We start from the raw sequence: 14,070 nt of genomic DNA, 5'->3' as shown, positions 1-14,070 counted from the left end.
GGCACAGTAAGGATAATGAGGCGTCAGTCAGGACCACTTATGAGTAAAATCGCAAAGCAAAAAGCCGCCAGATTGTTCCTGTCGCTATGGAAGTTGACGGGTTATCGCGTCAAAAAAATTGACCGCTTTTCTGAGCACCATGATCTCAAAAGCATCGCAATTATTTCGAACACGGCACTTGGCGATTTCATGTTTAACACGCCCGCAATTGGCGCGATAAAAGATCGCTGGCCCGATGCCAAAATCATCATGGTGATTCAGCCACGTAATCTTGCGCTGGTGGAAGGAAGCCCCCTGATTGACAAGATATTATACTGGGACGGAAAAATCGGCGGTATGATGCAACTGGTCAAATCGCTGCGTAAAGAGCAGGTTGAAGCGACCTTTATCCTGCATTCGCGTGCACCCTATGACATTGTTGCCGCCTCGCTGGCCGGGTCTGACTATATACTGAAAGACGTTTATTACGCGGACTACCAGGGCAAAGAAAAATTTATTCTGGAAAATTGTTTGTCCGCGTTTCATGACAACCGAAAGCACGGCAATATTCATCTTATCCGTCAGAAAAAAGACCTGTTGAGTGCTGTCGGTATTCCGATGCCGTCAGAAGCCATGTTTATTCCGGCGCCTTTCAAGCGTCAGGTTAATCACGCGCCGGTTATTGGTATTCATGCTGGCGCATCCAGTATGGAGCGATGCTGGCCTGACAGCTACTATTCACAGCTCATTGATACCTTAATTTCCCGACATGATGATCTGACCATTGAACTTGTAGGTGCTCCGGGCGAAAAGGCCCTGAACCAACGCATCATTGACGGCATGAAGGTGCCCAGTGAGCGGGTCAAAAATGTGGCGGGCACCACAAACCTCATTCAACTGGCGGAAAAGATCAGCGGCTTTAAAACGCTGGTGGTGGGCGATACCGGCCCCTTACATCTGGCTGTGGCCGTGCAAACGCCGACCGTGGCGTTGTTCAGTGATCAGAATGCGATTGATGGCGCTGCGCCTGTTCAGGACAGCACAATGCATCAGGTATTGCGCCCTGCAGAAGCACATGCGGGGCTACGTGCGATTCGTTGTGATGACGTTTTAGCCGCTGTTGAACGTAATCTTTCAGCGTAGTCATCCTGTCTCGGGGGCCCGGCACGGGCTGTACGTTTATCGCCGTAGCCGGACCACACAGTGTTATAATGCTGTGTGAGTCTCTATCGCGTCCGCATTACCGCAGATATGAATCGCGTTCTACGCAGCGTATCGCCGGAAGAAATAAAGGGAATGAAACAGACATAAACACTCGCGATATAACCTTAAGATCTTCATAACCCCTTTCGACGCTTAGTCTCATCTACCCGTTCAGCGATCGTAATTAATGACGCGTAACGGTTAAATTTTCACTCCTTCTTTCATGAAATAGCCCCATCCAGGGCAATAACGTGATGCGCCGGTCATACTGTAATCGGGCAGGCATAAAATCCTTATCTCTTCTCTGTCATCTTTACCTCTTTCATATTGACCTTGTATTGCATTTCAAGGCTGCCGTAATGTCAGTTCCTCCTCAGTTTAAATAGGTCGCTGTTATTTTTTTTCGGAAATTTAAACGGATATATATTTAAATAAAACTGCACTTCATGTATAGGCTGTAAGCTATCCGATATGGCTTTTAGAAAAGCAATTTTTAAATAAATGCTTAGATGGGTAACTGAATTATAATGGTTTCGTTTCATGGGTTTTCATTGAAATATTAAGGTTTAATTTCGACTGGTCGACAGTTTTACTGATTTTGAACAATAAACCCATAAGATGATGATGTAGATTGATTGGGTGAAGTTTTTACGCCTTTCCCAAACTTATTCAACGACAGAGAAACTTAATCAGCGATGATACACATGAATTGATGGCATTCAAAGTGAATGGTTGATATGTCACAGTAGGTGCCACTTTTAAATCAAGAATTGATAACTCAACGGTTTGATCGTGGAGTATTATTTGTGCGCTGTCTCATTTCAATCACGATTAGCAAATCAAAAGACATTCACAGTTATGGCCGTTAAATTTTTCAGAGTGAATTTAAAATAACACAAAGGAGCGATATATGTGGTTTTTCAGAAATGCAAAAATGATCCCATGGAGTCTGAACGGTCATAAGCCCGGAGATGTTCTTTCTATGGGGGCAGTAGAAATCAATCCGGACGTTACGGAGGAGCAAAAAAATACAAGGTAGCGATGCGCCTTTATCGAGTCGGATGCGATACTGGCATAATACACTGGTCCGGTGGTCCATTTGTCAGCCCTGGATACGTATTCATTAACTTCAACGGTACGCGAAATATTTCTCCTTATGGAACTACGGCTGACAAGTTCGACACTGTCGGCGACTTCCTGGAGTATCAAAAGGAAAATGTTAAAATTCACCATAGTCTTGTCGAGGACGGTATAATTAATGAAAACATGTTTATTTTGCCCATTAATGGCTATCTGTTTACCGAAGCAATTATGGAAATTATTGTGTATGAAAACGAAGAAGATGAGAGAGATAATATCGAATATGGAAGTTTCCAGTTGAATGCCGTGTTTTGCCCGCTTACGAAAAATTAAACAGATAGAAAATGCGCTTCATTGAAGAACGTACCTTGTCAGAGGCACTGCATTTCAGTGCCTCATCAGCGTTCCATATCATCTCTCTTTGTGCCAAAAATAGGTAATTCGGTTACTTCCCAACAGTCGCGCGAAGCGTGCTGCGATGTTTCTCAACGTTACCGTTCTGGTCAATCACTTCATATTCGACGTTTGCACCGGGATTAACGGAAGTGGTGACAGGAACCACAATATCAGACAGCGGTGCGACCATAATATTTCTCAATACCGCTTTTTCCACTTTCGCGTTCAGGCTCATATACCAGGGCGTAGGGTTAGAAATCATGATTTGCTGGCTTTGTCGGGTAAAGCGTAGTTTTTGTGCATCTTCCGGCCGGGGTGCACCCAGCCCTGTCGGACGTACAAAAACCTTCAGGCGAAGACGCAGCGGCAGAACGACTTTTTTATCGCGTTGGTTGTCAGATTTTTTGAGCGCCGGTATCTGGTAGAGATTCAGCCAGTACAGGGTTTCTTTCCCGGGCGGCAAGCGAGCACGTGAGGTCAGCATCAGCTTTATAGAGCGTAATTCGCCGGGCTGCATTTTCAAGACCGGCGGCATAGCCATGACTGGTGTTTTGCTCTTCTCTGGCGGGGCATAGAGATCGCCGTCATCTGTCCAGATTTGTAAAACGGCAGGGCTGTTTTCACTGTTGACCAGATTGACGGATTGCGCAATCTCGTTGGCGTTGAAAATAATGCGGGTTTTATCAATGTTTACAACGGCAACTGCCTGCGTTGACAATAACGCCGTGAGTAAATACAGGCTGCTACTGAAAACTGACCACCACTTGTAACTGTGCATTAACGGTTCCTGAAGTGATAACTTGTCCGGGAATAGCCTCAAGGGAGGCAGTAAAATCGCCGCTGTAGATCTCACCGTTGTCTGATGACGTAAGTGTGGTTAAATCTTTATAGGCATACCATCCACGCGTATTGCCTGTGCCGGTACTGCTTATATCGGGCAACAGGTTGAGAGGAGTACCGGCACTATTGTAGATTTTTATCCCTACGCCAGAGGCTGAACTGCCGTTGCTTTCCCCATAATTTGTGTCAAGCAGCCAGGTTAATCCACCGCTACTGGTGGTGAGACCCAGCGTCTGAGCCATGGCCACAGCCTGAGGCTGATTTACCAGAAAACCCATTGCGACGTTGGCTGATGTCACAGTGGAATTCTTGATCCCGGACGTTGCCCCGGTCTCGCAGCGGAGGGTAATGGAAAAAGGCGCCTGGCTGTTGCCTCCAGCGGCTAAAACACCCACGCTGGTTAATGGCAGAGAGACGACCGCGGGGTAATCGTACACCTCGCAGGCTGCGCCGCGAACATAGGTGACTGTCTTCCACGAACTCCAGCCAACAGGCCAGTCATAGTGCCAGCCATTCCACACCGTGGAATGATCCGCACCGGGATAAAGATTATTACTTTCCAGTCCAGGACCTTTAAATGCAATATATCCGCGGGGTTGATTGTTTGTCTCAAAATAATAGTTGTCACTATTGACGTAATGTTTACCTTCATCGATTTTAAATATTTCGTAGAGCACACTGCTAAATATACTGGCCGGGATGTATATTTTTTGCCCATCGGTATACCAGTCGCGGGCACTAAGCTGCCGTGCTTTCCAGTAGCGGCTGTAATATTCACCCGTGGTAAGGTTGGTCAGTCTGACCGCCACATTTTTGAACTTATCAAAATAAGCGCCTTCAACCTCGCTGGTGGCATATTTACCGGCTTCTTCTCTGTCGCCATTCGTGGAATACATTTCAAAGAGTTTATCCGCATCACCCATGTCGCAGCGGTACAGAATCTGATTCGGCGTAAACGCATCCCTCATCGGGTTGTTGAGCGGATGGCCGACCGCACTGGCCAGCAACGTCCCCGAGGGCTGAAACAGCTTGCCCGAATTGATATTGATGATTGCAGGCAATGCCAGCCGCCCTGTGCACTCATCACAGGCACCTTCCCATCCCTTTGCGGTATAGCCGGCATCTTTAGCGGCCTGGGAAAGCTGGCCCTGACTCGTGACCTTTGTGCAATTCGCCAGAAGTGGAAGCGGTACCAGTAGGGTAGTGATTAACAAAAGCAGGATTCTTGTGAACACGCGCTACTCCTTATTACATAAGCCGGTAAGCTGGATCAGGTGATCGTCTTGCTTTCCGGTAATTTGATAATTCACCAGGCAGGTTTGTTGACCATCGTTATCCCAACTGACTTTAAGTGTGCCGGAGTCGTGGGGGACACGTGCATAAAGCTGACCACCCTGACCGACGACACCAATAACCGTGTTGTTGGCATCACGAACTTCAGCGCCCATAGGGGGCGTTTCCCCCGCATTACTGGTGAGCGAGATCAAGACAGCTTTGCCTTTGATGGTGGCGAAATTTATCCGTACAACAGCCCCCGCATAGGGGACCACACGTTGACTACCGCCGCTCAGTTCGGCATCGGCATTCATGTCCAGCGTGTCCAGACTGATGTTATTTTCGCGATAGGCACTGAGTGAGGGCAAAATGGCATAGCCAAAGCGATCGATGACAGCTCCCTGACCATTTCGTACCAGCGCGCCCTGTGCGCCATCGGCCTGAACCAGGGCGAATGTCTCACTGCTGTATGGGCCAAGTGTAATGCCGCCCCGGTGAAGCACCACGGTGCCGGATGCCCCCAGCCCAGCCTGACGATAGTTTTCGCCCTGACCATAGTTGGCGCGAACAGCGCCCAGACGCGTATTTTGCTGAACGTTTCCGCCGAAGTTCAGTGCCTGTCCACTATTGCCATTGCGATAATGTTCACTGCCGCCATAGACAGAATAAGAAATATCATTGTTGTCACCCGCCGATCCTGACAGGGACAGCGATGAGCTACGTGTTTGTTTTGACTGGTTATAGTAATAGGAAACAGAAGAGGTGTTGTTCCAGGCAAGAGGCATTGAGATATTAAAGGAAAAGGTGTTTTCGGTATAACGTTGCGCGCGAGTGTCGTCCTGGCGATTGAAGAGATCCAGATCGGATCGCGTTGTATTCCAGGTCGTGCGCTGACGTGCGACGTTGAAGCCGTAACTGATCTTTTTCCAGTTGTTGTTATAGCCAAGCTGCAACTGAGTGATGCGGGATTTATTGTTGTAGTAATCGGCTGTGCTGGCGCTCAGGGTAAACATACCGACGTCATCAAATGACTGCCCCAGGGTTGCGGATAACCGGTTACGCTGGTTCATCGAATCGGAGTAGTAGCTGATACCTGTGTCATTCTGCCTTCTGACGCCCAAAACGTCCTGCAGATCGCGAAAACCGCTGGTGGAATAACGGTAAGCGGCTAAAACCAGATTTGTCCCGGTTTCAAAGGTTTTGCTGTAGCTCAGTTCGGCACGCCAGCCGGTCGTTTTTTTGTTTTGCTCAACGCGTGCTTGTGAAAAAATGGTGTTCATACCTACAGCACCGACCGGTGAACCCCATACACCGCCTGCCAGCCATGCCTGATAATCTTTTGCGAGGCGTGAACCGGCCGTCGCCGTGAAGCGGTTACTGATGCCGCGCTGTAAAACCCCTTCAAAAAACGTGTTTTCTACGCTGTAATACTGACGTACACGTCCCAGCGCCAGACCGTATGTCCAGTTTCCTGGACGAACAGAATCCGGTACAGAAGAGTAGGGCACCGTAAAGGTGGAACGCTTACCGTTAGCTTCGATGACCTCAACCTCAAGGTCTCCCTGACCGCTGGTGTTATACAGGTCGTCGATGACAAAAGGGCCGGGGGGAACGCTTGTCTCATAGATCACGTTATTAAGCTGACGCACGATAACGCGGGCATCGGAAGTGGCAACACCCTGAACTTCTGGTGCATAACCCCGTTTGCCCTGTGGCCACATGCGTTCATCAGAGGCGAGTTTGATACCGTTGAATGCAAGGCTACCGAAGAGGGAGTTACTGGTGTAGTTATCACCTAAAGCAAGCTGACTGTTTATCCCCTCTAAAGGCCGCTGGACCCAGCTTCTGACCTGGTTGTACTGGTAACGGCTTCCGGTTCTGCTGTTACGCAAATAGCGCATATTGCCCTGATGACGGAACTGCCATTTTTCCAGATTGGTGCCTGCCGTTATTCCGCTCCACAAATATTCATATCGGTAATTTGACGAGCGATTTTCTGACCAGGTGAAATTGGTGTTGTGGCGCAAAAATAATGCCGTAACGCCCTCATCCCATTCCGATACGGGGATGTAGCCACGCGGAGTCCGGTTCAGGCTTGCCATAGGTAATGTAAAGTGCAAACGAAGCGATGCCTGATCGAAACGCCAGCTGCCCGCTTCTGTCCAGCCGGATAAAGGCCGACAAGATGCTGTCGGTTGTCCGGTGCGCAGGGTTTTTATTTGCAATAGCGTTACGATTTCTTCAGACAGACAAGGTTCTACTCCGCCCTGGTCGTTAAATTTCCTGAAGTTTATTTTTACCCCAGATTTAATCATTTTACTATTGAGGTAAATATCAACCAGGTAATTTCCCTGCGCAATTTCATTTTGATTGAATTGTTCGAGGTTTTTCCCAAATGTCGCCCCTTGAAAAAGCGAGGAGTCAAAATAATATTCTTCGCTGCATACACCGTAAGAGAAACAGACCGACACGGTAAAAGCTATGAGTTTCGGACTAATTAACTTCAACCGTAAAGTTTTCACTGATTTTAGCTCCCTGATCATTAACTGCCGAGACTGTAATCACCCCTGAGCCCTTAAGGCGTTTACTGTTATTGAACCAGTAAGTTTGCCGGGAAAAGGGCGAAACCATATCCGCATCTCGCTTTAAAGACTGATTACCCACTTTTAATACAACGTCTACTAATGAAGCGTGCCAGGGTTGGGGGTTATCAATTTCAATACCCATACCCTTATTCGCCTGATAGAAGGATGTGACCTTTATACCTTTAAGGATATTTTTAGGCGCGCCAATGCTTTTAGGGCGATAAAACACCTTCATGCGGTTACGTAATACCACCAACATTGCATTTTGCGCGTTATCTTTGGCGATATTAGAAGGCGGAATCTGAAGTGTATTGAACCAGTAAACGGATTCACGATCCTGGGCTTGTGAGACGGCATTTTTTAATATTATCTTGGCAATTTGTCCGGCTTTAGGCTGAATGCGAAATACCGGCGGCGTTATGATAAAAGGCGTGTTTACCTGGCCATCCGGCTGAGAATCTTTATTGCCGTTATCAAACCAGCTCTGAATAACATAAGGAATAGCATCATTATTTTTAAACTGCACATCTACTGAGCGCGCCTGTTCAGGATAAATAATCCTACTGCCCATAATCGTCACGTTGGCATTAGCACAAATGGGAAGTAATAATGCCGGAACTAATGCCAGCGAAACTTTTAAAGCAAATAAGTGTTGGCGAATAAACATAGACAGGTTCTCAATCATTTATTGTGCACTCCGCTTTATGGGAGTGCACCGGGTAAGGATTACTGATAAGTCACGGCATACTGAAGTGAAGCGCTGATGGTACCCGCAGTGGCCACATCAGTAGCCAGATACTGGGCAGAATAGGTCGCTGATTTTTCCGTTTCGCCGGGGCTCAGGGTTAAATCACCATTACCGTCGTAGCCTCCGGTTAAATCTATTTCTTTACCTTCCGTGTCCAGCAACTGAACTTCAACGTTTTCAGCACTACCATTGCTTTTCAAATTACCGGTAGTGCTCACGTTGTTACCGATAAAAATAGTGGACACGCGAGTTGAATTTGTTGAACCGGTACAGCCACTGATGGCGACAGTGAAATCCGTCTTACCAGCGATATCTCCGGTTTTAAGCAACTCGTTTACGCCTACGGTTGGCATGAGTACAACCGGTGCACTCTCATTGCCATTCACGCTAACGGAACAGGTTTCATCACTGACTTCACCTTTAAAATTAATAGTGTTAGCTGAATCCGCCAGTGCTTGTCCTGATACCAGCGCTGCACTAATCAACAGAGGTAAGGTCATAGCTTTAGTATTTAACATGATTGTATTTTCCTTTTACATTTTTAACTGGAGAACAACTGATTCAGGCTGCTTCCCGTCTTACGACGCACCGAATCTTTAATGCAGTAGATCTTTTTTACGCCAAGTTGCATTTTTTTTGATATTTCACCCAGAGATAACCCATGATTCACCAGTTCCAAAAAATTAACCTCATCGCTGGTTAACGGATTAACACCTTTTTTCTCACCTCCTTTTAAACCGTAGTAACATGCGTTAATAGATTTTTTAATCTCGACAATGCCCGTCCCCGGATAAATGACCGTATTGATGCTTTTATCCTGCTGTTTCCAGAAGGCTGCTAAGGATGCCAGGCGGCGATCGCAAATCAGAATAATAATTAAACCTGGAGACTTCAGGTAGTCGAGCCAGTTGTGATTAGTAAAGTAGCGAATGTTGTGTGCGGAAAAGTCTACAAAAATGCAACCTTTCATATATAAGCTTTCATAACGGCCAGTGACTACTGACAAAATTCCTTTAACTAAAAAAGAATTCCTTGCTGGCCATATGGCTACTTTCTGTATCGGACAGCGTTTGATTTCTGCTGTAAGTTCATTCACTAATTCGCATCGATAGCGGCAGCTAAAACAGGAAATCCTTTCTCGTGTAATCCTTCTCATAAGCTGATTCTGATGCTCTTTAAGAAAGGTGAGGTAAACATAGCATCATTAAGCTTTATAACTCAACGCGTTGGAAAGGCGCAGTGTATAATATGTGCGGAATAATCCGAAAGAGTTATGTTTCATTTTTGAGCGGTGTCGAAAAGAGATTTTTCTCACAACAGGGCAATTTCATACGAACTGTCAAAGATGGCACTTTTTTTCGAAAGTAAGATAATTCCGCGCTTTCCAGGATTTTTCAATTAATTCTTTTTAAACGGTCAATAAAATTATCGCACTTTAAGATAAAATCACTTTTCTGGTTAATTTCCTGTTATGGTTATATTTAAATGATAATAAATCATGGTGTGATGTTAAAATCCCTAGTGTTGGTAATTAATAATGCCGAAATTTTGATGTTATGTTTATAATTTATGCTTAAATGTTATCTTGATTAATTTTTGCGCAATAATGCACGAGATACGCGATGGGGTTTGATCCATACGTGTTCATTTACAATTGGAGAAGTTTTCTTAAACTTTTTGACACTGCTGTAATGTTTAGCCTTCGTTTGTAAGGTATGAGACCATAAATGCAAACTTGATGAAAAGCTATCACAATATTTGGCCTGTCAGATCAATGATAATGAGAAGACAGCATCGCCGTTTTAAGGCCTCGATAAGAAGCTATGTTGCGCTTATGTAAATTGCCTGTAATGGTGTGTTCTGAATTATAAGGCAAAGTTCTGATAACCGCGGACTATCACACTAAACAATGATAACAATTTGCCGCATCTGCCCGTCAGCGTGACTATGGGGATATGAAGACATATCGTATTAAAGTGGGTTACCACAACCCCTCTCCACTTACATTCATGCAACTGGATGAGCAGCTTGCTGATCACGCTTTTTACAGCGCGCGTACCGATGCTGATAATGGCGGGTTTCGCTATTTCCAGGAATATGAGTACCAGTCTGATTCTGCCGATTATTGTTCAGTGTGTTCCCTGGCTTATCATCACGCCTGCCAGGTCCGAAAATGTCCGCTGGTGCTGGTGGAGGTAAAAGAAGATAGCGCCGGATGACAGGCGCTATACATAAAGCCTGTCCGGGACAGGTCGCAGTATCCCTGTACTTCCTCGGTATTCAAATTTTCCCGGCTGGCATACACTGACCACGTATACAACGAGGGCTAAGCGATGCCATCCATCAAACACATAACCTCCGATTGCTGTATTGTCGGTGGTGGCCCGGCAGGTCTGATGCTGGGATATTTATTGTCACGTGCCGGTTTGCAGGTGGTGGTGCTGGAAAAGCACGCTGATTTTCTGCGCGACTTTCGTGGCGATACCATTCATCCCTCCACCCTTCAAATTATGCACCATCTGGGCTTACTTGATGCGCTGCTCACGCTGCCGCATCAGCGCGTCGAAAAACTGCAGGCAGAAATGGGTGGTGAAGAGGTCACGATGGCCGACTTCTCCCGCCTGCCGGTGCGTTGCCGCTTTATTGCCTTTATGCCGCAGTGGGACTTTCTGAATTTCCTGGCGGAGAAAAGCGCGCAGTTTTCAGGTTTTACACTGCTTAAATCGACCGTTTGTCGTCAGTTGATCACCGAGAATGGTCAGGTGTGCGGCGTACTGGCGGAGCAGGCAGGCCAGCCAATGGAAATTCGCGCCCGTCTGGTGGTGGGAGCGGACGGACGGGATTCTGTTATTCGTGCCCAGGCCGGGCTCAGCAGTCAGCATTTCGGCGCACCGCGCGACGTTCTCTGGTTCCACCTCAATAAACAGCCCGACGATCCGCTGACCGGCATGGGCCATACCGGCCCGCGCAACAATTTTATCGTCATTGATCGGGGGGATTACTGGCAGTGTGGTCTTACCATTCCCAAAGGCCAGTTTGAGGCCTTACAGGCGCAGGGGCTGGATGCGCTTAAAGACACTATTACGGCGGTTTCGCCCTTTGCCGCTTCACGTCTGGCGGAGGTCGACAGTTGGGAAAAACTCAAACTGTTGTCTATCCGGATAGACCGTCTGGATCAGTGGGCAAAACCGGGCGTGCTGTGCATTGGCGATGCGGCGCATGCTATGTCACCGATCGGCGGGGTTGGGGTTAACCTGGCGATTCAGGATGCGGTGGCAGCGGCAAACCTGTTAACGCGACCACTGCGCAGGGGAACGCTGAAGTTAAGCGATCTCCACAAGGTCCAGAAACGCCGTCAGTTTCCTACCGTGGCGACCCAGTTCCTGCAAATTAAAATGAGCAGCAACAAGCCTCGTGCCAGCGGCCAAAGTAAGATGCCCGCCATGATGCGTAAATTCCCGTTTCTGCGCTTCGTATTTGGCCGGCTTATTGGTTTAGGATTCAGAACGGAAAGGCCGAGGGAATGCCGTTGACAGATGCCTGACTGACGGCAGCAGTCGGCGCTAACGCGGCTCAGGCAGCAAACGCGCAATTTTCTGCCCGTATGTCATAGCCACAGGCAGTGGCAGACAGTAAAGTCATTTCTTTTATCTTGTAGGTGTTCTGATGAATCGCAGCGAAGAAATTCTTGATGCAGCCGAATACTGCATGCGGCAAAAAGGGTTTTATCAAACCTCCATTCAGAGTATCGCCAGTCAGGCAAATGTCAGCATCGGATTGATTTATAAATATTATAAAAACAAGGAAGCGATCGTTGAAGCGCTGGTCACGAAAGTGGTGCAACGGATGATTGTTTTACTGAAGGCCGACTTCGAGAAAATGGCGGAGTCGGGTAAGCTGACGCATTCGCCCGGGGATACCGCGTCGCCAGAAGTTGAAAAAAGCATTGTGTTGCTGATCGAAATATCATCAGAATCGACCCGGAATGCGCGAGTTCGTCAGATTCTTCATCATGCCTGGCAAGTACTAAAAGACAATTTCATTGTGCAGCAACAGGCGCTTGATCCGGCACTGCAGGCGAATATCATTCATACGCGGTTATATGTGATTTCGCTGGCGATAGACGGCATGATCATTCGTCGCTTCATGAAGCAACGTGATATCGACACCAGCTTTATGTCGTTCTTTGAGACGATTAATCATGACGTCAACCACCCGAACGCCGGGTAATGCATCACAACAGATGACGATCAAGAACGTCGTAAATCCGGCTCAGTTCCCGCTGGTCAGCGCTTTTATCCCCAAACGCACGACAGGCGACGCCATCCACCAGCATCAGCAAAAACTGAATACGGTTGCTGCGCTGTTGTGGGTTTTCGTCGGGCATTTTTTGTCTGAAAAGCCTGTCTAAATCCGTGATCAATAATGCTTCTTCGCGCGCCAGCACGGCGCGCACCGATTCATGACGCGAGGCCTCGGAATACATTTCAAGCAATAAACACCGGTCCTCAGTTGACCAGTCCTGCCAGAACGAAGATGCCGTATCGATAACAGGTGCGATATGGGTCAGACGGGGTAAATGAGTCAGTAAAAACAGCCGCCAGTTTTCTGCGATACTTTTTATGGTTTCACTGACAATCAATTCTTTACTGCTAAAGTAGCGATAGAGTTGACCCGCACCCAAACCGGACTCACGGCTAATATCGGCCATACTTGCACCGTGAAAACCGGAACGACTGAAGCAGTGTTTCGCGGCTGAGATGATCAACTGCTGCCGCTGCTTAAAGAACGTTTCATTATCGGGCTTACTCAAAATATCTCCCGCATACAGACCGGCATGCGGTCCTTTTTATTGACTTATCACGGCATGGTACGCGAGCCATCAGCGCGAAGGAATCGCCGTCACACATTCTGATACAGAATGGCCGTGCATCACGGCCTGCTGGTGTAATGCGTTTAACGCGTAGCCCTGCGATGTGATTACGCGCACCTGAGTGTCCCAGTAAACCCATTCGCCTGTCGGACGCTTATAGCTTCAGTTCAGACTCTTTTAGCGCCGAACCGCCCCCCATCACTTTGTAGAAGGTATTGAGGTTCTGGTAGTACGCCTGCTCCACACTGACCAGACTGGTTCGGGCAGAGTAGAGCGTACGCTGCGCAGTTAGCGCGTTCAGCCAGGTATCCACGCCGCCCTGATAACGCCTGTCTGCCAGTTGGGCGTAAGTCTGTGAGGCCGCCACATTATTACGCTGGCTGCTTAGCTGGTCTTTGAGGGTCCCCCGACGGGCCAGAGCATCGGCGACCTCCTGGAAAGCAGTCTGCACCGACTTCTCGTAGGCCGCGACGTAATAGGCTTTTTGCGCTTTAGTGTAATTCAGGTAAGCAACGTTGTAGCCGCCTTTGAAAATGGGAAGGGTAATGCTCGGTGAAAACGACCAAATGCCCACCCCGTTTCTAAACAGCGACGAAAGATCGGCACTGCCGACGCCACCGCTGGCGGTCAGTGAAATACTTGGGAAGAAGTTAGCCCGCGCCGCCCCGATGTTGGCATTCGCCGCCTTCAGGTTGTGCTCAGCCTGCAAGACATCAGGACGATTATTCAACACATCCGACGCTATTCCCGCCGGCACATCGCGCAACGCCTGGCCAATCGACTCAAGGTTTTGCGGCAGCAGCCTGTCGGGAACGGTTTTCCCTACCACCACGTCCAGCGCGTTTTTATCCTGCTCCACGAGAGTGGTATAACTGGCCACGTCGGCCTGTGCTGACTGATAGGTTGTTTCCGCAGAAGCCACATCGACCATCGAATCTACGCCGTTTTGCATGCGTTTCCGCGTGACCTCCAGTGACTGCCGCGCATTTTCTGCCGTCTCTTTTGCAATGGCCAGATTGCTGCGATCCGCCGCCAGCTGTAGCCAGTAATTAATGGTGTTATACAGCACCGTCAGGCGCGTACTTCGTGCG

The 14,070-nt window shown here is 48.0% G+C and carries 13 protein-coding genes; 5 read left to right on the top strand and 8 right to left on the bottom strand.

Annotated elements, in window-relative coordinates; genetic code table 11:
• Positions 1–39: 39 nt before the first annotated feature.
• Complete coding sequence (locus RAC90_RS18455; RefSeq protein WP_054687912.1) at positions 40–1,122, top strand: glycosyltransferase family 9 protein; 1,083 nt, start codon at positions 40–42, stop codon at positions 1,120–1,122.
• Positions 1,123–2,223: 1,101 nt separating this feature from the next.
• Complete coding sequence (locus tag RAC90_RS18450) at positions 2,224–2,595, top strand: hypothetical protein (RefSeq protein WP_375124637.1); 372 nt, start codon at positions 2,224–2,226, stop codon at positions 2,593–2,595.
• Between the two features lie 112 nt (positions 2,596–2,707).
• Here the strand turns inward: RAC90_RS18450 and RAC90_RS18445 are convergent, their stop codons facing one another.
• Genes RAC90_RS18445 through RAC90_RS18420 form a run of 6 tightly spaced genes read right to left on the bottom strand, consistent with a single transcriptional unit; the run spans position 2,708 to position 9,202 of the window.
• Complete coding sequence (locus tag RAC90_RS18445; RefSeq protein WP_054687910.1) at positions 2,708–3,436, bottom strand: fimbrial assembly chaperone; 729 nt, start codon at positions 3,434–3,436, stop codon at positions 2,708–2,710.
• Entirely contained in the window at positions 3,402–4,733 is a 1,332-nt protein-coding gene (stbD, locus tag RAC90_RS18440; protein WP_375124636.1) for a fimbrial usher protein StbD, read from the bottom strand. Before stbD ends, RAC90_RS18445 begins: the two co-directional genes overlap by 35 nt.
• 3 nt (positions 4,734–4,736) lie before the next feature.
• A complete protein-coding gene (locus RAC90_RS18435) occupies positions 4,737–7,316 on the bottom strand; it encodes a fimbrial outer membrane usher protein (protein WP_375124635.1) in 2,580 nt (859 codons plus the stop codon).
• Positions 7,267–8,025, bottom strand: coding sequence for a fimbria/pilus periplasmic chaperone (locus tag RAC90_RS18430; protein WP_375124648.1), 759 nt, complete (start codon positions 8,023–8,025; stop codon positions 7,267–7,269). Before RAC90_RS18430 ends, RAC90_RS18435 begins: the two co-directional genes overlap by 50 nt.
• Positions 8,026–8,084: 59 nt before the next feature.
• The gene (locus RAC90_RS18425; protein ID WP_375124634.1) at positions 8,085–8,624 is read right to left on the bottom strand and encodes a fimbrial protein; all 540 of its coding nucleotides are present in this window, start codon (positions 8,622–8,624) and stop codon (positions 8,085–8,087) included.
• A 23-nt stretch (positions 8,625–8,647) separates the two neighbouring features.
• Positions 8,648–9,202: a LuxR family transcriptional regulator gene (locus RAC90_RS18420; protein WP_241492891.1), complete on the bottom strand. Its 555-nt coding sequence runs from the start codon at positions 9,200–9,202 to the stop codon at positions 8,648–8,650.
• 859 nt (positions 9,203–10,061) lie between these two features.
• Here RAC90_RS18420 and RAC90_RS18415 point away from each other — a divergent pair.
• From RAC90_RS18415 to RAC90_RS18405, 3 genes are all read left to right on the top strand, one after another.
• On the top strand, positions 10,062–10,325 hold the full coding sequence (locus RAC90_RS18415) for a hypothetical protein (protein ID WP_054634156.1): 264 nt from the start codon (positions 10,062–10,064) through the stop codon (positions 10,323–10,325).
• A 114-nt stretch (positions 10,326–10,439) separates the two neighbouring features.
• Positions 10,440–11,639 carry an FAD-dependent oxidoreductase gene (locus tag RAC90_RS18410; RefSeq protein WP_054634155.1) on the top strand — a complete coding sequence of 400 codons (1,200 nt, stop codon included), beginning with the start codon at positions 10,440–10,442 and terminating at the stop codon, positions 11,637–11,639.
• A gap of 133 nt (positions 11,640–11,772) precedes the next feature.
• Positions 11,773–12,336, top strand: a complete 564-nt coding sequence (locus RAC90_RS18405; RefSeq protein WP_054634154.1) for a TetR/AcrR family transcriptional regulator — start codon at positions 11,773–11,775, stop codon at positions 12,334–12,336.
• Positions 12,337–12,340: 4 nt separating this feature from the next.
• On the opposite strand, the gene RAC90_RS18400 is transcribed toward RAC90_RS18405, so the two are convergent.
• Together RAC90_RS18400 and RAC90_RS18395 are read right to left on the bottom strand one after the other, a co-directional pair.
• The gene (locus RAC90_RS18400) at positions 12,341–12,919 is read right to left on the bottom strand and encodes a TetR/AcrR family transcriptional regulator (protein ID WP_054634153.1); all 579 of its coding nucleotides are present in this window, start codon (positions 12,917–12,919) and stop codon (positions 12,341–12,343) included.
• Positions 12,920–13,133: 214 nt separating this feature from the next.
• Positions 13,134–14,070: efflux transporter outer membrane subunit (locus tag RAC90_RS18395; protein WP_375124633.1), on the bottom strand; the 937-nt coding region annotated here is incomplete at its 5' end.

Source organism: Pantoea sp. CS_6, from assembly GCF_041954745.1.
GTDB lineage: Bacteria > Pseudomonadota > Gammaproteobacteria > Enterobacterales > Enterobacteriaceae > Pantoea > Pantoea stewartii.
Note: the sequence above shows the minus strand (reverse complement) of the source record. Positions and strands in the feature narration are given on the sequence as shown.